Here is a 21,909-nt window from a genome sequence, read left to right on the forward strand (position 1 = left end):
AAGGTCCGGGAGAATCATGACGCAGGTCACTGGCGGGAGTGACTGCCGGGGCGCACCCCGGATCGTCCGACCGGGGTGCGCCCTCTGCCCGGTCAGGCCGCGCGGAAGCCGTCCGGGCGGTCCGGCGAGGCCGCGGCGAGCGCCTGACGGACGCCGTCGGCGTCGAGGTCCGCGCCGTACACCGGCGAGCCCGGCTGCTGGCGCCACGACTCCTCGAGCGGGCCGGCGTCGACGGGGTCGAAGCCCAGCTCGTCGATGAGCGCGAACACGGTCTCCTTCGCGGGACCGTCGGGGCCCGCGACCGGGAGGGCGATGCGGCCGGCCTCACCCCGGGGCTTGCCGCGCTCCAGGAGGTGCTTCCAGTTGATCCCGTTGAACGCCTTATAGACCGGCGCGCCGAGGTGCTCGGACACCCACACGCTCTCCGCCGTGCCGTCCTCGAGCGCGCCGATGCGGCCGTCCCGCTGCTGCGGGTAGTAGTTGTTCGTCTCGATGACCGGGGCGTCCGGCTTCGCCGACGCCACGATCCCGGCCGCGAGGTCGGGGGTGTTCTTCTGCGGGATGCTGACGATCACCACGTCCGCGTCCGCCGCGGCCTCGGACGCCCACACGGCCGTCGCTCCGGTCTCCGCGGCGAGCTCGGCCAGGGTCTCGGGGTCACGGGAGTTCGCGACACGGACCTCGTGCCCCAGCGCGGCCAGCCGCCGCGTCAACGTTCCACCGATCTTGCCTGCACCGATGATGCCGATCCTCATGAGCGGGGAACCGCGGCGCGCCGGGCGGCATTCCGCGGGCCGGCCGACGACGCGCGACCCGTGTCCCGAGGACACGGGTCCGGGGCACGGGCTCCCCGACCTCGCGAGTCGCGGACCCGGCGTCCTGGCTGCATCGGCTGCTTCCGCACTAGCGTCCGCACGATGACCGAACCGGGCCCGACGCTCGAGGAGCTCACGGTCGGCGTCGAGGGTCTCGCGCTGCTCCGGACGCTGTACGCCGAGGGCGCCGACGCGGCCGGCGCCCGCGCCGCGCGCCTCACCGAGACGCGGGCGCTGCTCACCGGCGACCCGCCCGCCGGAACCCTCGGCGCCGAGCTCGACCTGACCGACGGCTACGCGCAGTGGGCCGCCACCTACGACCGTCCGCTGCGGCTGTTCGGCCTCGAGGAGCCGCCCCTGCGCCGCCTGCTCGATCCGCTGCCCGCCGGCGAGGTCCTCGACGCCGCCTGCGGCACCGGCCGCTGGGCGGCCTACCTCGCCGGGCGGGGCCACTCCGTCACCGGCGTCGACCAGTCCCCCGCCATGCTCGACCTCGCGCGCGCCAAGCTCCCCGACGCCCGCTTCGAGCTCGGCGACCTCTCCGCCCTGCCGCTGCCCGACGCGTCCGTCGACGCCGCCGTCTGCGCCCTCGCCCTCGTGCACGTCGCCGACCCGGCCGTCGCGATCGGCGAGCTCGCCCGCGTCGTCCGCCCCGGCGGGCGGGTCGTCATCAGCGACGTCCACCCGTTTCTGGTGATGCTGGGCTGGCAGGCGCAGTTCCCGACCGACCACGGCCGCGGCTTCATGCGACTGCACCACCACGTGCCCTCGGACTACGTCACCGCCGCCCTCGACGCCGGGCTCGCCGTGCGCCACTACGAGGAACCGCGCCTGACCGTCGAGGCCGTCGCCACCCCCACCGCCGAGGTCGTCCCGGACGCGAACCGGGCCGCCTACGTCGGCCTGCCCGGCCTGCTCCTGTGGGAGTTCGAGCGTTCCTAGGCAGCGACGAGAGGGCGCAGCGCGCTGCGGTGGAACACCAGCGGGCCGTGGCCGTCGTCGACGAGCACCTCGTTGACGCGGCACACGACGATGAGGTGGTCGCCGGCGACGACGTCGTCGACGACGCTGACGGTCAGCGCCAGGGGCGCCTCGGTGACGAACAGCGCGGCGTCGTCGCGCACCTCGGTGGCGACGTCGCGGAAGCGGTGCTCGGCGGGCCCGGCCAGCGCGCGGGCCACGCCCTCGTGGTGCGACCCGAGGACGCTGATCCCGAGCCGCGGGGCGCGCCGCAGGAGCGGCCAGGTGGTCGACGCGGTGCGGACACAGACGCTGACCAGCGGCGGGTCGAGCGACACGGGGACGAACGTGCTCACCGCGAGGCCGACCGGCGCGCCGTCCACCTCCGCGCACACCGCGACCACGCCCGTCGGGAAACGCCCGTAGACCTGGCGCAGGTCGTCGCTCGCCAGCGGCACGCGCACCTTCTCCGTCGTGGTCACGATGACGCCCCGTACTCCACGTGGGCCCGGACGGCCGCGTCGTCGGCCGTCACCCACCCCTTCGTCCTGGCGTAGTCGATCATCTTCGCCCACTTCTCGTCCCAGTCCGGCTCCTGCGCGCCCGCCCGGGCGCGGTCGCGGAGGGTCTCGAGGTCGAGGAGCGCGTCCCCGGCCTCGAGCCGGCCGATGCCCGATCCGAGCAGCGCCTCGCCGACGGCGTCGGCGGGCAGCGACGTCGCCACGTGCAGGCGGGTGCAGTCGTCGGGCTCGGCCACGGTGGCCGAGCCTGCGGACAGCTGGACGATCACGGATCGGCTCCTCGGTGTCAGTGCTGATCAGTTCTTCGGTCGCTGGTCGACGACGCGGCGGGCCTTGAACGTGGTCTCGGGCAGGGTCCCGGGCTCGAGCAGCGCCACCGGGACGCGGATGTGGACGCTGCGGCGCAGCGCGTCCTCGATGCGCCCGACCAGCTCGTCGCGGTCGGCCACCTCGCTCGCCGCCCGCGGCGTCAGCTCGGCCTCGACCGTCATCTCGTCGAGCGCGCCGACCTTGCTCACCAGGATCCGGAACTCGGGCCCGAGCTCGGGCACGGTGCGCAGGCCGGTCTCCACGGCGCTGGGGAAGACGTTCGCGCCGCGGATGACGAGCATGTCGTCGAGCCGCCCGAGGATGCCCTCCGGCAGCCGCGGGTAGGTGCGCCCGCACGGGCACGGGTCGGTGGCCATGTACGTCTCGTCCCCGGGCGCGAACCGGATCATCGGCTGGGACTCGCGCCAGAGGTGGGTGTAGACGACCGCGCCGCGCTCGCCCGCGGGGACGGGGACGTTGAGGTCGTCGGCGGCGGCGACCTCGGTGAACACCTCGTCGGTGATCAGGTGGGTACCGGTGCCGGCCTCGCACCCGACGCTCGTCTGGAACGGGTACATCTCCGAGGTGGAGCCGGCGTCGCTGGCGATCGCGCCCCAGCCCTCCTCGATGATCTTGCGTGTGCCCGGGAGGCTGCCGCCGGGCTCCCCGCCCACGAGGATGCGGCGCACGGTGCTCGCGGCCAGGTCGATGCCGAGGCGCTCGGCCACCGAGAGCAGGTGGATGCAGTAGGACGGCGTCGCGCTGAAGACCGTCGAGCCCAGCGAGGTGATCAGCTGCAGGTGCCGCTCGGAGTCGGTCACCCCGAGCGGGAAGACCGTGGCGCCGATGCGCTCGGCGCCCTGCACGACACCCCAGCCGCCGAAGAACAGGCCGAACGGGAAGCCGACCTGCACGAGGTCGTCGGGCCGGATCCCCGCGCACCACTGGGCCATCGCGTGCACGTCCGCGGCGCGCCGCCAGTCGCCGTGCGAGACCGCGTACATCGTCGGCGTCCCCGAGGTCCCCGACGACCCGTGGACGCGGGCGATCTGCCCCGGCGCGAACGGCGGCGTGTAGCTGCCGAACGGCGGGTGCTCGCGCTGGTCGGCGATCAGCATCTTCTTGGTGATCACCGGGACCTTCGTGGTGAAGTCCTCGATCGACCGCACCTGGTCGGGGTGGAAGCCGTGGGCGTCGTAGTGGCGCCGGTAGAACGGGAGCTGCTCGTAGGCGTAGCGCAGCTGGTGCTGCATCCGCTCGAGGATGATCCGGTCGCGCTCCGCGGGGTCGCGGGTCTCCCGGTCGGAGTCCCAGAAGCGCGGGAACCCGCGCGCGTCCGGGGTCGTCGACGCCTGCGTCTCGGTGGTCACGGCCTCCACCGTCACCGGGCCGGCCGCGCGACGATGCCCTGGGCCTCGGCGACGTCCCAGTAGGAGTGCAGGCCGCGCACGTGCTGGCCGCCGTCGACGGGGATGAAGTGGCCGGTGATCCGGCCCGCCGTCGGCGACATGAGGAACAGCGCGACGTCGGCGATGTCCGAGGGCTCCTGGTGGCGCGGCGGCCCGACCAGCGTGCGGTCGAGGAACTCCTGGCCGATCTGCCCGACCGTGAAGCCGGCGCCGAGCGGGGTGTTGACGGTGCCCGGCCCGATCGCGTTGACGCGGATGCCGTGGCGCCCCATCTCGCCCGCGCAGACCTTGGTGAAGTTCATGACGCCGGCCTTGGCGGCGCAGTAGTGCCCGAGGCCGTCGGTGGCCGCGATCGCGTTGAGCGAGGAGATGTTGACGACCGACCCGCCCTTCCCGGCGGCGATGGCCCGGCGGGCGTAGGCCCGGGTGCACAGGAAGGTGCCCTTGAGGCAGGTGTCGACGATGAGGTCCCACTCGTCCTCGCTGCAGTCGATCACCAGCGAGAGCGACGCTGTGCCGGCGTTGTTGACGAGGTGGTCGACGGTGCCGAAGCGGCTCTCGGCGAGGTCGAACGCGGCCTCGACGTCCGCGGCGACCGTCACCGACCCCTCCGACCAGACCAGACGGGCGCCGCCGTCGAGCTCGTCGGTCGCCGACTTGATGTTGGCCGGCTCGATCTCGAGCCCGACCACGTTCGCGCCGCCCTCGAGCAGCGCCTTCGCGATGCCCTTGCCGATGCCGCTGCCGGCCCCGGTGACCACGGCGGTCTGTCCGGTGAGGTCCATGGGTCTCCTTCGGGTCTGTGATCGCCGGTGCTGATCGCCGTGGAATGACGCGCGGGACCGACGCCGGGGGGAGGCGCCGGTCCCGCGCTGCGCCGGCTGCGTCAGCCGGCGCTGCCCTTGGTGTTCCAGCCGCCGTCGACCGGGAGGATCTCGCCGGTGCAGAACGCGGCGTCGTCGGAGAACAGGAACGCCGCCGCCGCGGCGATGTCCTCCGGCTTGCCGAGGCGCGGGATGATGTGCGCGGCCTCGAAGTTCTTCTTCATGCTGTCGGTGATCCCCGCGAGGATCGGCGTGTCGATGGTGCCGGGGCAGATGCAGTTGATGCGGACGCCCCGCGGCCCGTACTCCATCGCCGCCTGCTGGGTCAGGCTCACCACGCCGCCCTTGGCCGCGGAGTAGGCCGCGAGGTTCTCGAGGCCCTTCAGCGCCGCCATCGAGCCGATGTTGACGATGCTGCCGCCGCCGTTCTCCAGCATCCGCGGGATGGCGGCCTGCATGCCCAGCCAGACGCCCTTCAGGTCGGTGCCCACGACGTGGTCCCAGCCGAGATCGTCGAGGTCGACGACGTTGTCGGGGCCGAACGTGTTGGTGACGCCGGCGATGTTGCCGAGCATGTCGAGCCGGCCGTACCCGCCGATCGCCTCGTCCATGAGGCGCTTCCAGTCGTCGCGCTGGCGGGTGTCCATGACGATGTGGGACGCCTGCCCGCCGTCGGCGACGATCTGCTTGGCGGTGGAGTCGTCGTCCTGGAGGTCACCGATGATCACGGTGGCGCCCTCGGCGGCGACGCGCAGCGCCACCGCACGCCCGATCCCCTGCACGCCGCCGGTGATGACGGCGACCCGCCCCTCGAGGCGGGTGATCCCCGGCGCCATCAGGCGATCCCGAGCGCGACGTTGGCCATCCGCTGGCGGCGGGCCATGCGCTGGTTGGCCTGGAAGTTGGGCATGACGTAGCGGGCGAACATCTCCATGGAGCGGTTCCACTTGTCGGTGGTGACCCAGTCGCGGCAGTTGATCAGCAGCGTGCCGAAGCCGCCGGTCTCCTCCTCGAGCTCCTTGATCTGCCTGGTGCACTCCTCGGGGCTGCCGACGATCCAGGGGATGTTCTCGACCATCCAGTCGAGCGTGAGGTCGGCGTCGGTCATCCCGTCGCCGATCTTCATGAGGGCACCGAGACCGAGGCCGAACAGGTAGTCGTAGGACAGCTTGACGCCCTCGCGGATGTCGCGGAGCGCCTGGTCCTTGTTGTCGGTCACGTAGACCTCGCGCACGACGCGCCAGTTCTCGCGGGTCACGGACTCGGCGATCCCGGCGCGGTTGCCCGCCTCGAGCATCGCGGCGCCCATCGCCTTGAGGTCCGGGGCGTCGGTGTAGGTGCCGTTGTCGGTCGGCGCGAAGTGCACCGACAGCGGCTTCCAGCCCTTCTCGCCGCACTTCGCGTAGTTGTGCGTGCCGGTCAGGCCGGCGATCGCGAACGGCGGGACGTCCTGGTACGGACCGACCTGGAGCTGGCGGTTCTCGTACTTCCAGTACACGCCCTCGTAGTTCACCGGGTCCTCGGACGTCAGCAGCTGCCAGATGATCTCCAGCGCCTCGTTGGTCCGCGGCGCGGCCTCCGAGGGCTCGAGCCCGAACAGCGCCTTGTCCGTGGGCAGCCCGCCCCCGCCGAAGCCGTACTCGAGCCGGCCGTGGGTGAGGTGGTCGAGGAAGGCGAGGCGCTCGGCGACCATGAACGGGTCCTGGTACGGCAGGTTCACGACGCCCGTGCCGAGGCGGATCCGGTGGGTCAGCGCCGACGCCTTGGCGATCATGAACTCCGGCACGGGGACGTTCTCGTACCCGCCGGTGTGGTGCTCACCGATCCAGTACTCCGAGAACCCGAGCCGCTCGGCCTCGACGATCGCGGCGATGTCGCGGTCGTAGGACAGCGTCCAGTTCTCGATCGGCGGGTGCTCCGGCATCGTGAAAAAGCCGAACTTCATCGATCGGTTCCTCCTGCTCGAGTCGAGCGCGCACTGCGGGGCGAGGGGCTCGGCGTTGGCAAACTCGTGTTTGCCATCGGCGGTGGGCTCACTGTGGTCTGCCTCACCAGTCGTGTCAAGACTGGTAACGACTACCGAGCCAGACCGGCTCGTCTCAGCCCAAACCTCGTGGGCCGATGGTTGTTAACCGACCAACCGTTTGCTTACATGGCCGCCATCCGAGACGGAGGAGTGCGCATGTCCTCTCCGACGGGCGTCGATCCGCGCCCGGAGATCCACTGCACGGCACAGGGCGACTGGGTCGTCGTGGGACGACGCTGTCGTGCCTGCGCCGAGCCGGTGGCCTACGCCTGGCCGCGGTGCCCCGCGTGCGGCGCCGAGGTGGAGGAGGCGCGCTTCGGTCCGCGCGGCACCGTGTGGAGCAGCACCGTGGTCCGGATCGCCGTGCCCGGGCACACCCCGCCGTACTCGCTGGCCTACGTCGACCTGGACGACGGGCCGCGGGTGCTCGCGCACGTCGCCGGCGACGAGCCGGCCCCGATCGGCGGGCCCGCGTGGCTGGTCGGCGCCTCGGACGACGGCGACCTGCAGGTGGAGGTGGCCCGGTGAGCGCCGCGGGAACGGTCGCCGTCGCCGGTGTCGGCACCTCGCACTTCGGGCGCCAGCCCGACCGCGACCTGGTCGCGCTCGCGTACGACGCGGTGAGCGAGGCGTTCCGGGACGCCGGCGTGGACGGCGTCGACGCCGTGTGGGTCGGCACCGTGTTCGCGCCGGCCGGGGTCGCCCAGCGCGTGCTGCGTGCCATGGGGATCACCGGCGTCCCGATCCTCACGGTCGAGAACGCCTGCGCCAGCGGCACCACGGCGTTCGTCGAGGCGCACGAGGCCGTCCGCACCGGGCGCTACGGGCGGGTCCTCGCCCTCGGCCTGGAGCAGATGAGCACGGCGTTCTCCGGCGCCATCACCCCCGAGACCACCGACCCCGAGGGGCGCGCCGGGCTCGCCATGCCGGCGATGTACGCCATGAGCGCCGCCCGCTACCTGCACACCGGCGCCGCGACGCCCGAGCAGCTCGCGGCGGTGTCGGTGAAGAACCACGCGCACGCGGTGCACAACCCGCGCGCGCAGTACTCGGGGAACTACACGGTCGACGAGGTGCTGGCGTCGCGCATGATCGCCGACCCGTTGACGCTGCTCCAGTGCTGCCCGACGTCGGACGGGGCCGCGGCGGCGGTGCTGGTCCCGGCGTCCGGTGTCCCCGGCGAGGTCGTCGTGCGGGGCGCGGCCCTGCGCAGCGGCGCGCCCTGGAACCACCGCTCCCCCCACGTCTGGGGCCACGACGTCGTCGCCGCCACCACCCGCGACGCCCTCGCCGCCGCCGGCCTCGACGCCACGACCGACGTCGACGTCGTCGAGGTGCACGACGCCTTCACGATCGGCGAGATCGTCACCACCGAGGCCCTCGGTCTCGTGCCGCCCGGCGACGGCGGGAAGGCGGCGGCCGGCGGCGTCACCGCCCTCGGCGGCGCTCACCCCGTCAACCCCTCCGGCGGCCTGCTCTCCCGCGGCCACCCGCTCGGCGCCACCGGTCTCGCGCAGCTCGCGGAGATCACCTGGCAGCTGCGCGGGCAGTGCGGGGCGCGGCAGGTCGAGGGCGCCCGCCTCGGGCTCGTCGAGACCATGGGCGGCGGCGTCTCGGTGCTCGACGGCAACGCGTGCGTCGTGACGGTGCTGGAGGCCCGGTGACCGGCCGGGGAGAGCGCAGCGACGGGGTCATGCTCCAGCACATCGACCTCGTACACGCCGACCTGCTCGGCGCCGAGGCCGTCGCCGACCCGTACCCGCTGCTCGCGGCCCTGCGCGAGCACGACCCCGTGCACTGGAGCACCCGGTACCGGTCGTGGTTCGTCACGCGGTACGACGACGTCCTCGCCGCCCTGCGCGACGAGCGCTTCTCGTCCGACCGGATCACGCCCTACCGCCGCGCCAAGCTCGAGGGCCCGGACGCGGACCCGGGCGTGCGCGCGGCGTTCGAGGTCCTCGAGGGCTGGATGGTGTTCAAGGACCAGCCCGATCACAAGCGCCTGCGCCGCCTGCTCAGCCGCGCCTTCACCCCGCGCGCGGTCACGCAGATGGCGGCGTCGGTGGAGGTGATCGCGGCGGAGCTGCTGTCGGGGATCGCGTCGCGGGGCGACGGTGCGGTCGACCTCGTCGGCGACTTCGCCTACCCCCTCACGGCCTCGGTGATCGCCGACATGCTCGGCGTGCCCCGCGAGGACCGCGAGCAGTTCAAGGACTGGTCCGACCAGATCACCGGGCTCGTCTTCGGCGGCATGGGAGACGCGACCCGGCACACGGTCGGGGCGCAGGGCATGGCGGAGCTGACCGCGTACCTGTCGGACCTCGTCCGCTCCCACGAGCGCGCGCCGGCCGACGACCTGATCTCCGCCATGATCAGCGCGCGCGACGACCGCGACGCCCTCACCCACGACGAGGTCATCTCCACCGGGGTCCTGCTGCTGTTCGCCGGTCACGAGACGACGACGAACCTCATCGGCAACGGGATCCTGGCGCTGCTGCAGAACCCGGGGCAGCTCGCCCTGCTGCACGACCGCCCCGAGCTCGTGGGCGGCGCCGTCGAGGAGGCCCTGCGGTTCGACGGGCCGGCGAAGACGGTCGCGCGCGTGATGGGTGACGACGTCGAGCTGCGCGGCCGGGTGCTGCGCCGCGGCGAGCGCGTGTTCCTCAGCCCGTCGTCGGCCAACCGTGACCCCGAGGTCTTCGCAGACCCCGACGCCTTCGACATCGCCCGCGAGAAGTCCGGCCAGCTCGGCTTCGGGATCGGCATGCACTACTGCCTGGGCGCGCCGCTGGCCCGGCTCGAGGCGTCGATCGCGATCCCCCAGGCGTTCGCTCGGCTGCCCGGGCTGCGGCTCACCGACGAGCCGCTGGAGTGGCATCCCGTCCTGCTGTCGCGCGGCATGCAACGCTTTCCCGCGCAGTTCACGCCCTGACTTCCCGAGGTGCTCCATGCCCCGTCCCAGCCGTTGGCCGGAGATCCTGCAGGCCGCCGGCCAGGAGTTCCGTGAGCACGGGTACGAGAACGCGACCCTCGAGGGCATCGCGACCCGCGTCGGCATCCTCAAGGGCAGCGTCTACAACTACGTCGACAGCAAGGAGGACCTCCTCCTCGCCGTCGTCGAGCAGCCCGCCCGGGCCCTGCTCGACGAGCTCGAGCGCCTGCTCGCCGACACCGACAGCGGCGTCGCGATCCGCCTGCGCGAGCTGGTGCGGATGCAGGTCCGGATCTTCAGCGAGTACTACCCGGCGGCGTTCGTGTACCTCGAGCACCTCGGGCGCCTGGAGCAGTCGGCCCGGTTCGCGGAGTTCCGGCGGATGGACGCCCGGTACATGGAGGCCGTCGAGGCGCTGGTGGCCGAGGGCGCCGCGTGCGGCGAGTTCTCGCTGGCCGCCGAGCCGCGGATCGTCGCGCGCGCCATCGTCGGCATGATCGACTGGATGCAGCACTGGTTCACGCCGCACGGCGAGGAGGCCGACATCCGCCTCGCCGACCAGCTGTTCGCGCTCGCGCTGGGCGGTCTCGCGGCCGGGGGCAGCATGCGGGCGATGCTCGGCGCGCTGCCGGACCCGATCATCGTGGAGTCGCCGTGACGTTCCGCCTCGACGGGCGCGTCGCCGTCGTCACCGGGGCGTCGTCCGGGCTCGGCGCGCACTTCGCGGTGGTCCTCGCCCGCGCGGGCGCGGACGTCGTGGTGGCGGCGCGCCGCGCCGAGATGCTGGCGGCCGTCTCGACGGCCGTGGAGGCCGAGGGACGGCGGTGCCTCGCGGTGCCGACGGACGTCACCGACGCCGCGGCGTGCTCTGCGTTGATCGAGGCGGCTGTTTCCGAGTTCGGCGCCGTGCACGTCCTCGTCAACAACGCCGGGATGGGCTACGGAGGCCGCACCGACCGCGACGACCTCGCGCAGACGGCACGCCTCTTCGACGTCAACCTCCTCGGCGCCTACCAGGTGGCCGCCGCCGCGGGCCGGGCGATGATCGCCGGCGTCGGCGGGTCGATCGTCAACGTCTCCTCGGCGCTCGCCCTCGCGACGACCGACGTCCCCCAGGCCGCCTACTCGGCCTCCAAGGCCGGGCTGCTGGGGATGACCCGCGACCTGGCACGCCAGTGGGCCCGCCACGGCATCCGGGTCAACGCCCTGGCCCCCGGGTTCTTCTCCTCGGAGATGACCGCCCCGCTGCTCGCCCACGAGCGCGGCGCCGCGAGCGTCCACGCCGCCACGCCCCTCGGCCGCGTCGGCCGGCTCGACGAGCTCGACGGTCCCCTGCTGCTGCTCGCGTCCGACGCCGGCTCCTACATCACCGGGACCACGCTCAGCGTGGACGGTGGCATGACGATGCACTGATCTCCGGGAGGCCTTCGTGCGGACGACGCTGGGTGCCGAGTTCACGGCGGCCTTCGAGCGGTATCGCGACCGGACGGCCGTCGAGGCGGGCGGGCGGAGCTGGACCTTCGCCGACCTCGACCGGTGGTCCGCGGCGGTCGCCGCCCAGCTGCAGGGTCTCGGCGTCGGGGCGGGCGATCCCGTGGCGCTGTACCTCGGCAACGGCGTCGAGTTCGTCGTCGCCGACGTGGCGGTGGCGCGGCTGGGTGCGGTGAAGGTGCCGATCAACACGCTGCTGCCGGCCGACACGGTCCGGTACATCGTGGCGGCGGTCGGGGCGCGCGTCTCGGTCGTCGACCCGTCGCTCGGCGTGGACGTCCCGGGGCGGGTGGTCCCGGTCGACGACCTGGCGGAGCCCCGGGCGGTTCCCGCGCCGCCGCTCCCGTCGGTCGGCCCCGACGCCCGGGCGGCGATCTACTTCACCGGCGGCACGACCGGGAAGCCCAAGGGTGTCGTGCACACCCAGGCCTCGGTCGTCGCCCTGCACCACGCGCAGCTGCTGGAAGCCGAGATCGTGCAGCACGACCGGCTGCTGCTGACCACCCCGCTCGCCCACGCGGCCGGTCTGTTCGCGCAGTCCGCGCTGCTCCGGGGCGCCACGAGCGTCATCGAGCCCGGCTTCGACGCGGACGCCGTGCTCTCCGCCCTGCGCGGTCGCGGGATCACGTGGACCTTCCTCGTCCCGACCATGCTCTACCGCCTGCTCGACCTCCTCGACGGCCCGGAGGCGTTCGGGCTGCGGACGGTCGTCTACGGCGCGGCACCGATCACGCCCGACCGGCTCGCCCGTGCGCTCGACGTGTTCGGACCGGTGTTCGTGCAGCTCTACGGCCAGACCGAGTGCCCGAACTGGGGCACCCGGCTGGCGAAGGACGACCACGACCCCGCCCGCCCCGAGCTCCTCGACTCCTGCGGCCGCGCGTCGATCATGGCCGACGTGGCGATCGTGTCCGACCGGTTCGACGCCCTGCCCGCCGGCGAGACCGGCGAGGTCTGCCTGCGCTCCCCCTACGTGCTCGAGAGCTACCTCGACAACCCGTCGGCCACCGAGGAGAAGTTCCTGCCCGGCGGCTGGATCCGCACCGGCGACATCGGCTTCCTCGACACCGAGGGCTACCTGCACCTGCGGGACCGCCAGGCCGACATGGTCATCAGCGGCGGCATGAACGTCTACTGCCGCGAGGTCGAGGACGTGCTCGCGAGCCACCCCGCGATCTCGCAGGTCGCGGTGATCGGCGTGCCGCACGACGACTGGGGCGAGGCGGTCCACGCGGTGATCGTCGGCTCCGTCGACGTGGACGAGGTCCTCGCGTGGAGCCGCGGCCGGCTCGCGGCCTACGCCCGCCCGAAGTCGGCGGAACTCGTCGACGACCTCCCGGTGACACCCTTCGGGAAAATCGACAAGAAGGTGCTCCGCGCGCCCCACTGGGCGGGCCGGGAGCGCGCGATCGGTTGAGCGAGGGGAACGATCATGACCCTGGCCGGGCGGTTCTTCGGCACCCGCGTCCAAGGGCGCGCGGCGGCCGCGACCACGGCGCTGCGCATCGTCACCGGGCTGGTGTTCGTCCTCTTCTCGCTGCCCAAGTTCCTGAGGCACGAGGACGAGCTCAACGAGTTCGTCCGCTTCGGGCTCCCGGACTCCAGCCCGATCGTCTACCTGGTGGGCACCCTCGAACTCGGGGCCGGCCTGATGCTCGTCCTCGGGCTGGCCACCCGGCTGGCCGCCCTCGGGCTGGCGCTGAACATGGCCGGCGCCATCGCGACCGCCGGCGTGCAGGTGGGCGGCCCGTTCCACCTCGGGGTCGCGCCGACGCTCCTGCTGGCGACGCTGTACCTGCTCTGGGCCGGTTCCGGAGCGGCGGCGATCGACCGCGCGATCTCGGCACGAGATCGGGGACGTCGCTAACGTCTCCGGATCGTCGAGCTGCACGCGCTGTCGACGACCCTCGACGGCGCGCCCTACGACCAGGCGCTCTGCTGGATCTGCCGCTTCGACGCCGCGGAGCCGGGCGCGCGGATCGTCGAGGTCCGCGCGTACCTCGACTCGGCCATGGTCACCTGGACGGTCATGCGCAACGAACAGCTCAAGGCCGGGGGCTGAGCGGGGACCGAGACCGACCTCGGTGGAGCGGACGTCTCGCTGGGCGGGACGTGCGCTCCGGAAACCTCGATCACGTCCTCGGACGTGGAGGTGGGTGGGGTGACGCCGGCACCCCCCGGGCACGATGAGCCCGGTGACGACCGGGGTGGGAGCGGAAGCGCACCGCGCCCCGACGGGGTGGCACCGGGTCACGCTCGCCGCCGGCGCCACCGTTCTCGCGGCCTCGGTCGTCGTCTTCACGCTCGGCCTGCCGACCGGGCGCCCGGTCGGGGTCGAGGACAACGGCGACGGTTTCCGCCTGTACTGCGGCCTCGGGCTGGTCCCGCGCACCGTCGACCGGCTCGCGGCCTGGAAGGGCGGGGTCGTCACCGATTTCGCGGTGGGCGCCCCGATCTGCGGGTCGTCGACGCCGTCGTCGGCGACGCTCGTGCTGCACGCCGCCGTCCTGGGCCACGACGGCTCCTTCGCCCTGGCCACCCTGGGCTGGTGGTACGCGGTGCTCGCCGGCGTGGTCGTGGGCGTCGCCGCCTGGGCCGCCTCGGCCGGCGGGCTCCGGCGCGCGGCGGTGCTCGTGGTGCCGGTCGCGCCGCTCGCGCTGGTCCCGTTCACGCGGCTCTTCGTCTCCACCTACGCCGAGCCGGCGGGGTTGCTCGGCGCGCTCGCGCTGGCCTGCGGGATCGCCGCGGTGATGGTCACCGGGCGGGCCGACCGTCGCGCCCGCACGGTGGCGCTCGCGCTGGTGGCCGTCGGGGGTGCCGTGGCCGCCACCGCCAAGCCCGCCTACGTGCCGGTGCTCGTCGCGGCCGTCGTGGTGTGCGCGGTGGTCAGGGTGGGACGGCGCCGGCCGTGGCGTGTGGTCGGGCCCGCGATCGCGGTCGTCACGGTGCTGGCGGCGGCCGGGCCCATCGGGGCCGCGGTCAACTTCCAGAACGAGATCTACGAGGGCGCGAACGTCCACGACATCGTCTTCACCCTGGCGCTCACCGAGCTCGGCCCCACGGCCACCGCCGAGCTCGGCCTGCCACCGGAGGCGGCCGCGCTCACCGGCGACGGCTACTTCAACGCACCGCCGCGCGCCACCGAGGACTGGTGGGTCCGCGCCGTCCGCGACGAGCCCGACGCCACCCGCGCCGCCGCCTACGCCGCGCTGGCCCGCGACCCGGCGGCGCTCCTCCGGGCCGTCGGCGTCGGCCTGCAGGCGACGCTCGGCGCCGACCTGCCCTACCTCGCCGCGGGACCGGGCGACGTCGCCCGGCCGTCCCCGCCCGGCGGGGATCCCGGCTGGTCCGGGGCCCACCAGCCCGACCTGCACTCCGTTCTCGGCTCGTTCCGCGCGCCATGGCTCCCGAGCGCGCTCGTGCTGCTCGCTCTCGGCGCGGCGGCGAGCACGGTGGCGTGGCGCCGCCGGGCACCCGCGTGCGCCCGCTGGTGCCTCGCCGCCGGGCTCGGCGCGGCCACCGCCGTGGGGCTCGTCGTCGCGGCGGTCCTCGGGGACGGCTACTTCGAGGTCTTCAAGCACGTCTGGCTCGCGGCCTACCTGCTGGTCCTGACCGGCCTGTGCCTGCTCGGGGCTCTCGCTCACCTGGCCCTGTCGGGACGGCGGCGGTGAGGCAGGACCCGCGCCTCCCGGCGGCGACCCTGGGCGTGCTGCTCGCCGTGATCTCGTGGCACACCGCCTGGAACCTCGGCGGGCCCGCGACGGCCGTGGGCTACGCCCTGGCGGCGACCGCCGTGCTGGTCCTCGTCGTGCCGCGGATGGCGGACACGCTGCCGGCCGCGGTGCTGCCGGTGCTGGTCGGCGGGTGCGCGGTGGCGCTCGCCGCGGCGTTCGTGGCCGGTGTCCCGGCCGCGTACGGCGACGCCCTCGGCGCCGGCAGCGACCGCGCCGACGCGCTGAACGTGGCGCTCTCCCAGCTCGCGCAGAGCCGCTACCCCTACACGGCGACGACGTACCTGGACAACCCGATCACCCCGCTACCGGGCGCGCTGCTGCTCGCCGCCCCGTTCTGGTGGGTCACCGGGAACGCCGGGTGGCAGAACCTCGCGTGGCTGCTGCTCCTGCTCCCCGTCCTCCACGGCGGACGCCGCCTGCGCCCCGGCCCGACCGTGCTCTGGGCGCTCGTCGCGGTCGGCGGACTCGAGGTGATCCGGGAGTTCGTGGTCGGCGACGACCTGGTCACCGGCGCGGTCCCGGCTCTTGCCGCAACCGTGCTGACCCTCCGCGCCGCGCGCGGCCGGTCGGCGTGGGGTCTCGCGGGCGCCGCGATCCTCCTGGGGGTGGCGACCTGCACGCGTCCCCACATGGTCCTGGTGGTGGTCGTCGTGGCGGCCGCGGTCGGGCTGTCGGTCGGCGCGCGGCGGGCGGCCGTCGTGGGCGCCGGCGCGCTCCTGGTCTGGGCCGCCCTGGTCGTGCCGTTCCTGCTCGGCGGCATCACCCGCTTCTCGCCGCTGCACACCGTCGCGAAGGTGACCGGCGACCGCGCCATCACGGCCGGCATCGTCGTGGTCGCCCTCGGCACCCTGGCGCTGCTCCTCCTCGCCCTCCGTGCGCTCCGGCCGTCCTCCCCCGAGGCGGTGGGGTGGGCCTGCGCGGCCGTCCTGTTCGCGCCGTCGGTGCTGTCGCTGGCCCGGCGGTTGCTCGGCGGACCGGCCGCGGACGTCGACCTGACCCTGGGCGCCGCGGCGGTGCCGTTCGCGGTGTGGGCCGTGGCGTCGCGGCTGCTCCCACCCTCGCCGCGTCCGACGGTTCCGACAGCGCAGGAGGTCGACGAGAAGGTGCTCCCCGCGCCGCACTGAGCCGGTCGAGTGCGGGCGATCGGGTGATCGGGTGGTGAGCGACGGAACCCCTGGATCTCCTTCTCGGCGCACGTACCGTCCCCCGTCGGAGTGATCACCGACTGTGGATCACCCGTCGACGGGACCCGGGGGGATGCAGGTGTTCTTGGGGACGCTCGCGGTGCTGTTCATCGCGGTGGTGGCGATCGCGTATCCGTTCCGCCGCCGCATCGGCGGTGCCGGCGGCGGCGCCGAGAAGGCCGTTGTCGGCGTGACGTGGTTCCTCGTGGCGATCTTCCTCGGCATCCTGATCGCGTCGACGGCCTGAGCCGCCGCTCCCGGTGGGGTGTAGACGTGGAGCGGTGACCACCGTCCACGACTTCACCGTGTCGGACCCCACCGGCACCGCCGTCCCGCTCGCCGACTACGCCGGGCAGGTCCTCCTGATCGTCAACGTCGCCAGCAAGTGCGGGCTGACGCCGCAGTACGAGGGCCTCGAGGCGCTCCACCGCCGCTACCACGACCGCGGCGTCACGGTCCTCGGCGTCCCCAGCAACCAGTTCATGGAGCAGGAACCCGGCACCGACGCGGAGATCCAGGAGTTCTGCCGGACCACCTACGACGTCACCTTCCCGGTGCTCGCCAAGATCGACGTCAACGGCCCCGACGCGGTCCCGCTGTTCCGGTACCTGCGCGCCCAGGCACCCGGCGACTTCGGCCCCGCCTACGGGTCGTTCTACGACGCCATCTCCGGCATCCGCCCCGACGCCGGCGCCGACGACGTGAAGTGGAACTTCACCAAGTTCCTCGTCGACCGCGAGGGCAACGTCCTGCGGCGATACGAGCCACCGGTCCTGCCCGAGCAGATCGCGCCGGACCTCGACGAGCTCGTGGAGACCGTCGCCGGCTGATCAGCTGCCGGCATCACGGTCTCCACCGTCCGGTCGGCCGCCCGCCGGTGGGCGGCGTGACGTGTTGGTCCGCTCGTCGGCACCTGACCGACATCGCGTTCCCGGGGGTCCGGTCGAGGGCACGGATCCCGCATGTCCGCACCGACCGGGGCCTCCGGGGTCCTCAGCAGCGACGGCACGTGGATCCGGACGTGGGACAACGAGGGGACCGGCGTGCCGGTCGTCCTCAGCAACGGGCTCGGGGCGCCGCCGTCCGCCTGGCCGCTGCTCGCCGATCCGGCGTGCGGCCTGCGCGCCGTCTCCTGGTACCACCGGGGCCTGGACGCCTCGCAGCTCCCCGCGGACCTCGACCGGATCACCATCGAGGACCACGCCGACGACCTCGCAGCGGTCATGGACGGCGCCGGCATGGAGCGGGCGCTGCTGGTCGGGTGGTCGCTCGGGGTCAACATCGCCTTCGAGTTCGCCCGGCGCCACCCCGAGCGCGTCGCCGGCATCCTGGCCGTCGGCGGCCGCGCCGGGGACCCGTTCCACATCCTGTTCGGCCCGACCGGCGTGCTGCGCGCCCTGCGCGAACCCCTCGGACGCGCCGGCGCCTGGGCGCTGCGGTGGTTCGGCCCGCCCGTCGCCGCGGCCGCCGGGATGCTCCCGCCGTTCCTGGACACGGCGCAGGCGCTCGTCGACCTGTCCGGGCTCCGTCCGCCGCCGACCCTGCAGGCCACGAGCGCCGTGGCCCGGGAGTTCGCGGCCCACCCGTGGGTCTGGTACTCGCGGATGGTGCTCGCCGCGGGCGATCAGGAGCCGATGGACACCGGTTTCGCCACCTTCCCGGTCACCGTCGTCGCCGGCGTCCTCGACAACCTCGCGGCCGCCGACGACCTGCACCGCACCGCGCGGGACCTCCCCGACGCGCGGTTCGTCGCCCTGCCCGGAGGCCACTTCCTGCCCCTGCAGTACCCGGAACGGCTGCACCGCGAGCTGCTCGACCTCGCCGCGCGCGCGGCGCCTCGGGTCGGAGCGCACTCCGACGGACGGTGAGGGGGCCGAAGGACCCCCGGTTCCGACCGTGCGGCGGCTGACCGGCAAGAGCCGGATGGAGAGCGCCGACGACTGGCCGGTGGAGGGGCTGCTCGTCCACGTCACCGGTGAAGGCGAGCACGGCTTCCGGATCGTCGACGTGTGGGAGTCCGAGGAGGCGGCCGGCCGCTTCTTCGAGGCGATCTCGCCGATCCTCGACGAGGTCGGGATCAAGAACGACGTCGAGTCGTACCCGACCCACACGTTCGTCCGGTGAGTCATCGGAGGGCGCTCTCACGCAGGAGTGAGGTGCAGGTCCACCTCCGCCTGACGTGATCCCTCCCTGACCGGCGGGTTCTCCCCCGGGTCGCGGGGGCAGGCCCGATCGTCGCGCGCGTCGCGACCGCGGAGCCTCGGGGCACCAACCCCGACCGCGGAGGTCGACGCGATGCCCGAGAACCCTCGCCGCCGGCTCGACGCGGCGCTCGCCCACGAGATCGAGGTGTGGCGCTCGGCCGACCCCGGTCCCGACGCCGACGGCCGCGCGCTCGCCCGCCTCCTCGTCCGCCTCGTTCGGCACGTCGGTCGGCACGCGCTGCCGGCCCCGCTGCTCGACGGGCTCGCCGGGGTCGCGCAGCGCCACCGCGGCCGGGACCCGTTCCTCGACGACTTCCTCGACGCCGTCCTCGCCCGCCACCACGACCGGTTCCACAACGCGAGCTACCTCGCGCTCCCCCTGATCGCGCGCGTCCTCGACGACCCCGGCTCGGGGCTCGACCCGGAACGCCTCTCGGCCCTGCTGCTCGCCGACGTCGTCCGCCACGAGCGTCACCACCCCGACCGCACCGACCCCGTCGTGGGCCGCAAGCGTGTCCGCCACGCGGCGCGCTTCGTGTCCGCGGTCGACCGCGCGCTCGCCGACGACGTCGCGCCGCCCGCGACCCGGGCCGGCGAGTGGCTCGCGCTCTCCGTGCTCCCCGTGTCGACCGAGCACGACGAGTACTTCTTCATCCGCGCCCTGCAGGCCCACGAGATGGTGTTCACGACGCTGACCACGCTGCTCCGGTTGGCCACCGAGGCCGTGCGCGCCGGGCGATCCGACGACGCGACGGTCCTCGTGAGGCGGGCCGGCACCGTGTTCGCACGGGCGAGCCTGCTGTTCCGGCTCGTGGCCACCCTGCGTGCCGCGGCCTTCCACACCTTCCGCGAGCACACCGACGGGGCCAGTGCCATCCAGTCCGAGGCCTACAAGCGCTTCGAGCTGGCCTGTGGCGAGCCGGGCCGTGCGCGCCTCGACTCCGAGGCGTTCGCCGGCGTCCCCGCGGTCCGCGCCGAGGCCGACGGCCACGACAGCCTGGCCCGGGCCGTGGCCGATCTGCCCGGCGACCCACCGACCGGGCTCGCCGCCGCCGTCGCCGACCTCGAGGCCGCCCACCGACGCTGGAAGACGACCCACCACAGCCTCGCCGTCCGGATGCTCGGCGACGCCCCGGGCTCGGGCTACACCGCCGGCGTCCCCTACCTCGCGGCCTGCCGTGACCATCGGCTGGTGGCCACCCGGAACGCCGCGGCCTGACGACCGCGCGAGGTCCTCGATGTGTCAGGGGCGTGTGGCGGTGGTGTCCTCGCCGCCCACGGCCGCGATGTGCTTCGCCGTGTCGGCGTAGTGCCGGAACGCATGCACGAGACCGTCGTCGCCGAGGGTCCACAGGTGCAGCTCCTCGTCCGCGTACCGCCCGCCGTTCGGTGTTCCGAAGTCGACGCGGGCGATCGCGACCACCGTGATGCCGTCGGCCACGAGGCCCTGCACGGAGAAGTCGTGGAGGGTCTGCTCCGCGACCACGCCGAAGAACGCCGCGACCTCCTCCCGCCCGCGACGGGGGCGCAGGTGCGGCACGTCGGCGCGCTGCGCGAAGTTGTCCGGCCAGACGTCCCAGGCGACGTCGGGAGCGAGGCGCTCCAGGATCGCCGCGACGTCACCGCGACCGAAGGCCTCGTAGATGGCCCCGACCACCGCTCGCGCGTCGACGGTCGTGGTCGGTGCTGCGGAGCCGGTCGATGCAGCCATGGTTCCCCCTCGTCGGACGGCGACGAGGCGATCGTCGCGCCGCTGGAGTGGGCGGCAAGGGCGCGACGCCGTTCTCGGGGGGGTTTCTCCGGGTCTGCCGGCGGGTTCGGCCGAGGGTCCGCCCTGCGTGGGACGGAACCTGCGACCGATGGGCACGACGCGCTACACTACTTGTGATTCAACAAGCATGTATCGAGGAGACGATCCCGTGCCGCACGCTCCACTCGTCCTCGTCCACGGCAATCCCGAGTCCGCAGCCGTGTGGGGACCGCTCATCGGGGAGCTCGGCCGCGCCGACGCGGTCGTCCTGTCCCCGCCCGGTTTCGGCGTCCCCGCTCCCCGCGGCTTCGACTCGTCGATGACGGCCTACCGGGGCTGGCTGGCGTCCCAGCTCGAGCTCTTCCGTGCCCCGGTCGACCTGGTGGGTCACGACTGGGGCGGCATCCACGTCGCGGCGCTGGCCATGAGCCGCCCGGACCTGATCCGCAGCTGGGCCTCGGACGCCCTCGGCGTGTTCGCGCCCGACTACCACTGGCATCCGCGGGCACAGGTGTGGCAGCAGGAGGGCCCCGGCGAAGCCTCGGTGCAGGAGATCTGGGGAGGCGACCTGGAGCAGCGACTCGCGGTGACGTCGACCCTCGGCATGACCGGGCGCATGGCCGAGCGGGTCGCGGCCGGCATGGACCCCGAGATGGGCAACGCCGTCCTCAAGCTGTTGCGGTCGGCACGACAGCCCGCGATGGCCGAGGCCGGACGACTCCTCCCCCGCGCCGCGGAACGTCCGGGGCTCGCCCTCATCGCCGTCGACGACCTCGGGCGGGCCAGCGGGACCGTGGAGCAGCACGAGTGGGCGGCGCAGCAGTCGGGCGCGCGGATGGCGCACCTGGACGTGGGCCACTGGTGGCCGGAGGAGACGCCCGCGCCGGTGGCCGAGGTCCTGGCGGACTTCTGGGCGGCGCTGCCGGCGCGGGCGGACGCTCGGTGAGAGGTCGGCAAGCCTCTGACCTGCGTGGGCGCGGCAGGGATCGAACCTGCGACCGACGGCTTGTAAGAACGCGTGAAGCTGCCTCTCGAGGCTTCTACCAGGGCCTTTGTTCTCACCCACGTGTCTCTGAGGGCTCTACGAGGCCCTCGTAGCCTCAAGTTCGCACCACGATCCGCACCACGGGTTGCGATCTTGAGCCGTCTGACACAGCGATCTCGCGCACCGCCGGCCGCGGAGGTCAGTCGCGGCATTCGGTACGGGCGGGCCGGATGGGTCGAGCGCCGACCATGCGCGCCTCCCAGTTGACCGCCACCGTCCGCCAGAAGGCGTTGGCATCGTCGTGCCGCTGCCGTCATCGTGAGCTTTGTGACGGAGGAGCTCCGCAGGGAGCCCAAGGAGGCCAACAGCTGGCCGCTTTCGACCGAGGTGACGTCGCCGTCGGCGTCCGGCTTGAGCGACCCCGGCACATGCAGGTGGTCGGCGAGGCGGGCCCCGAACGCCTCCGCCCAGCCGCCGCCGAGGTGGACCCCGTGCCGCTCGACGACATTGTGACCCGTGTGCAGCCGACTTTGGTCCGGTCCCCCATCGCGCCAGGCTCGGACGACGCCGACGTGTCCGGGCAACCTGCCGACCGTGACCGCGCAGGAGCAGGCTCAGAGGACGGGACACCGCGTCGCGCTCGCCGAAGAGGACCATCCGGAGATCACCGGCGCCGAGTTGCTCACCCTGCACTCGATCGGCGAGGAGGTTTCCGTGAAGAGCACCGCGCTGCCACCTCGATGGTGCCGAGTCCGTCCTCTGCCA

The 21,909-nt window shown here is 73.5% G+C and carries 24 protein-coding genes; 16 read left to right on the top strand and 8 right to left on the bottom strand.

Annotated elements, in window-relative coordinates; all coding sequences use genetic code 11:
* Nucleotides 1-92: 92 nt before the first annotated feature.
* Nucleotides 93-755 carry an NADPH-dependent F420 reductase gene (locus tag WCD58_RS13225; RefSeq protein ID WP_337703501.1) on the bottom strand — a complete coding sequence of 221 codons (663 nt, stop codon included), beginning with the start codon at nucleotides 753-755 and terminating at the stop codon, nucleotides 93-95.
* A gap of 162 nt (nucleotides 756-917) precedes the next feature.
* Between WCD58_RS13225 and WCD58_RS13230 the strand changes: the two genes are divergently transcribed.
* Entirely contained in the window at nucleotides 918-1,757 is an 840-nt protein-coding gene (locus WCD58_RS13230) for a class I SAM-dependent methyltransferase (protein WP_337703502.1), read from the top strand.
* Here the strand turns inward: WCD58_RS13230 and WCD58_RS13235 are convergent.
* The 6 genes from WCD58_RS13235 to WCD58_RS13260 form a co-directional block, all read right to left on the bottom strand.
* Nucleotides 1,754-2,257 (bottom strand): flavin reductase family protein, encoded by a 504-nt coding sequence (locus WCD58_RS13235; RefSeq protein ID WP_337703503.1) that lies wholly within the window; start codon nucleotides 2,255-2,257, stop codon nucleotides 1,754-1,756. The genes WCD58_RS13230 and WCD58_RS13235 overlap by 4 nt on opposite strands.
* The gene (locus WCD58_RS13240) at nucleotides 2,254-2,565 is read right to left on the bottom strand and encodes a hypothetical protein (RefSeq protein ID WP_337703504.1); all 312 of its coding nucleotides are present in this window, start codon (nucleotides 2,563-2,565) and stop codon (nucleotides 2,254-2,256) included. Before WCD58_RS13240 ends, WCD58_RS13235 begins: the two co-directional genes overlap by 4 nt.
* A 27-nt stretch (nucleotides 2,566-2,592) precedes the next feature.
* Complete coding sequence (locus tag WCD58_RS13245; protein WP_337703505.1) at nucleotides 2,593-3,975, bottom strand: phenylacetate--CoA ligase family protein; 1,383 nt, start codon at nucleotides 3,973-3,975, stop codon at nucleotides 2,593-2,595.
* A gap of 11 nt (nucleotides 3,976-3,986) precedes the next feature.
* Complete coding sequence (locus WCD58_RS13250; RefSeq protein WP_337703506.1) at nucleotides 3,987-4,799, bottom strand: SDR family NAD(P)-dependent oxidoreductase; 813 nt, start codon at nucleotides 4,797-4,799, stop codon at nucleotides 3,987-3,989.
* Between the two features lie 101 nt (nucleotides 4,800-4,900).
* Nucleotides 4,901-5,674 (bottom strand): SDR family NAD(P)-dependent oxidoreductase, encoded by a 774-nt coding sequence (locus tag WCD58_RS13255; RefSeq protein WP_337703507.1) that lies wholly within the window; start codon nucleotides 5,672-5,674, stop codon nucleotides 4,901-4,903.
* Nucleotides 5,674-6,783 carry an LLM class flavin-dependent oxidoreductase gene (locus WCD58_RS13260; protein WP_337703508.1) on the bottom strand — a complete coding sequence of 370 codons (1,110 nt, stop codon included), beginning with the start codon at nucleotides 6,781-6,783 and terminating at the stop codon, nucleotides 5,674-5,676. Before WCD58_RS13260 ends, WCD58_RS13255 begins: the two co-directional genes overlap by 1 nt.
* A 237-nt stretch (nucleotides 6,784-7,020) precedes the next feature.
* On the opposite strand from WCD58_RS13260, the gene WCD58_RS13265 reads away from it, so the two are divergent.
* The 14 genes from WCD58_RS13265 (at nucleotide 7,021) to WCD58_RS13330 (ending at nucleotide 19,628) form a co-directional block, all read left to right on the top strand.
* On the top strand, nucleotides 7,021-7,392 hold the full coding sequence (locus tag WCD58_RS13265; protein ID WP_337703509.1) for a Zn-ribbon domain-containing OB-fold protein: 372 nt from the start codon (nucleotides 7,021-7,023) through the stop codon (nucleotides 7,390-7,392).
* On the top strand, nucleotides 7,389-8,528 hold the full coding sequence (locus WCD58_RS13270; protein WP_337703510.1) for a thiolase family protein: 1,140 nt from the start codon (nucleotides 7,389-7,391) through the stop codon (nucleotides 8,526-8,528). Before WCD58_RS13265 ends, WCD58_RS13270 begins: the two co-directional genes overlap by 4 nt.
* Nucleotides 8,525-9,796, top strand: coding sequence for a cytochrome P450 (locus WCD58_RS13275; RefSeq protein WP_337703511.1), 1,272 nt, complete (start codon nucleotides 8,525-8,527; stop codon nucleotides 9,794-9,796). The genes WCD58_RS13270 and WCD58_RS13275 overlap by 4 nt, the downstream gene beginning before the upstream one ends.
* A gap of 16 nt (nucleotides 9,797-9,812) precedes the next feature.
* Entirely contained in the window at nucleotides 9,813-10,454 is a 642-nt protein-coding gene (locus WCD58_RS13280; RefSeq protein WP_337703512.1) for a TetR/AcrR family transcriptional regulator, read from the top strand.
* Entirely contained in the window at nucleotides 10,451-11,209 is a 759-nt protein-coding gene (locus tag WCD58_RS13285) for an SDR family NAD(P)-dependent oxidoreductase (protein ID WP_337703513.1), read from the top strand. Before WCD58_RS13280 ends, WCD58_RS13285 begins: the two co-directional genes overlap by 4 nt.
* A 16-nt stretch (nucleotides 11,210-11,225) precedes the next feature.
* On the top strand, nucleotides 11,226-12,704 hold the full coding sequence (locus WCD58_RS13290; RefSeq protein WP_337703514.1) for an AMP-binding protein: 1,479 nt from the start codon (nucleotides 11,226-11,228) through the stop codon (nucleotides 12,702-12,704).
* 15 nt (nucleotides 12,705-12,719) lie between these two features.
* Nucleotides 12,720-13,154, top strand: a complete 435-nt coding sequence (locus tag WCD58_RS13295) for a DoxX family protein (RefSeq protein WP_337703515.1) — start codon at nucleotides 12,720-12,722, stop codon at nucleotides 13,152-13,154.
* Nucleotides 13,155-13,482: 328 nt separating this feature from the next.
* The gene (gene wsfD, locus WCD58_RS13300; RefSeq protein ID WP_337703516.1) at nucleotides 13,483-14,958 is read left to right on the top strand and encodes a glycan biosynthesis hexose transferase WsfD; all 1,476 of its coding nucleotides are present in this window, start codon (nucleotides 13,483-13,485) and stop codon (nucleotides 14,956-14,958) included.
* A complete protein-coding gene (locus WCD58_RS13305) occupies nucleotides 14,955-16,145 on the top strand; it encodes a hypothetical protein (protein ID WP_337703517.1) in 1,191 nt (396 codons plus the stop codon). Before wsfD ends, WCD58_RS13305 begins: the two co-directional genes overlap by 4 nt.
* Before the next feature lie 160 nt (nucleotides 16,146-16,305).
* Nucleotides 16,306-16,452 carry a hypothetical protein gene (locus WCD58_RS13310; protein ID WP_337703518.1) on the top strand — a complete coding sequence of 49 codons (147 nt, stop codon included), beginning with the start codon at nucleotides 16,306-16,308 and terminating at the stop codon, nucleotides 16,450-16,452.
* Between the two features lie 34 nt (nucleotides 16,453-16,486).
* Entirely contained in the window at nucleotides 16,487-17,035 is a 549-nt protein-coding gene (locus WCD58_RS13315; RefSeq protein WP_337703519.1) for a glutathione peroxidase, read from the top strand.
* Nucleotides 17,036-17,167: 132 nt separating this feature from the next.
* Nucleotides 17,168-18,073, top strand: coding sequence for an alpha/beta fold hydrolase (locus WCD58_RS13320; RefSeq protein ID WP_337703520.1), 906 nt, complete (start codon nucleotides 17,168-17,170; stop codon nucleotides 18,071-18,073).
* A 28-nt stretch (nucleotides 18,074-18,101) separates the two neighbouring features.
* The gene (locus WCD58_RS13325; RefSeq protein ID WP_337703521.1) at nucleotides 18,102-18,329 is read left to right on the top strand and encodes a hypothetical protein; all 228 of its coding nucleotides are present in this window, start codon (nucleotides 18,102-18,104) and stop codon (nucleotides 18,327-18,329) included.
* A 171-nt stretch (nucleotides 18,330-18,500) separates the two neighbouring features.
* Nucleotides 18,501-19,628 carry a tryptophan 2,3-dioxygenase gene (locus WCD58_RS13330; RefSeq protein WP_337703522.1) on the top strand — a complete coding sequence of 376 codons (1,128 nt, stop codon included), beginning with the start codon at nucleotides 18,501-18,503 and terminating at the stop codon, nucleotides 19,626-19,628.
* Between the two features lie 24 nt (nucleotides 19,629-19,652).
* Here WCD58_RS13330 and WCD58_RS13335 read toward each other — a convergent pair whose 3' ends face one another.
* Complete coding sequence (locus WCD58_RS13335; protein WP_337703523.1) at nucleotides 19,653-20,120, bottom strand: nuclear transport factor 2 family protein; 468 nt, start codon at nucleotides 20,118-20,120, stop codon at nucleotides 19,653-19,655.
* Between the two features lie 208 nt (nucleotides 20,121-20,328).
* Here WCD58_RS13335 and WCD58_RS13340 point away from each other — a divergent pair, with 208 nt between their 5' ends.
* On the top strand, nucleotides 20,329-21,105 hold the full coding sequence (locus WCD58_RS13340; RefSeq protein WP_337703524.1) for an alpha/beta fold hydrolase: 777 nt from the start codon (nucleotides 20,329-20,331) through the stop codon (nucleotides 21,103-21,105).
* Nucleotides 21,106-21,909: the final 804 nt, after the last annotated feature.

This window comes from Actinomycetospora flava (assembly GCF_037400335.1).
GTDB lineage: Bacteria > Actinomycetota > Actinomycetes > Mycobacteriales > Pseudonocardiaceae > Actinomycetospora > Actinomycetospora flava.

Bases quoted from the DNA above. Each gene is read 5' to 3' on its own strand.
- WCD58_RS13225 (WP_337703501.1), bottom strand. From the start codon at position 755: ATGAGGATCGGCATCATCGGTGCAGGCAAGATCGGTGGAACGTTGACG.
- WCD58_RS13230 (WP_337703502.1), top strand. From the start codon at position 918: ATGACCGAACCGGGCCCGACGCTCGAGGAGCTCACGGTCGGCGTCGAG.
- WCD58_RS13250 (WP_337703506.1), bottom strand. From the start codon at position 4,799: ATGGACCTCACCGGACAGACCGCCGTGGTCACCGGGGCCGGCAGCGGC.
- WCD58_RS13255 (WP_337703507.1), bottom strand. From the start codon at position 5,674: ATGGCGCCGGGGATCACCCGCCTCGAGGGGCGGGTCGCCGTCATCACC.
- WCD58_RS13260 (WP_337703508.1), bottom strand. From the start codon at position 6,783: ATGAAGTTCGGCTTTTTCACGATGCCGGAGCACCCGCCGATCGAGAAC.
- WCD58_RS13265 (WP_337703509.1), top strand. From the start codon at position 7,021: ATGTCCTCTCCGACGGGCGTCGATCCGCGCCCGGAGATCCACTGCACG.
- WCD58_RS13280 (WP_337703512.1), top strand. From the start codon at position 9,813: ATGCCCCGTCCCAGCCGTTGGCCGGAGATCCTGCAGGCCGCCGGCCAG.
- WCD58_RS13295 (WP_337703515.1), top strand. From the start codon at position 12,720: ATGACCCTGGCCGGGCGGTTCTTCGGCACCCGCGTCCAAGGGCGCGCG.
- WCD58_RS13320 (WP_337703520.1), top strand. From the start codon at position 17,168: ATGTCCGCACCGACCGGGGCCTCCGGGGTCCTCAGCAGCGACGGCACG.
- WCD58_RS13330 (WP_337703522.1), top strand. From the start codon at position 18,501: ATGCCCGAGAACCCTCGCCGCCGGCTCGACGCGGCGCTCGCCCACGAG.
- WCD58_RS13335 (WP_337703523.1), bottom strand. From the start codon at position 20,120: ATGGCTGCATCGACCGGCTCCGCAGCACCGACCACGACCGTCGACGCG.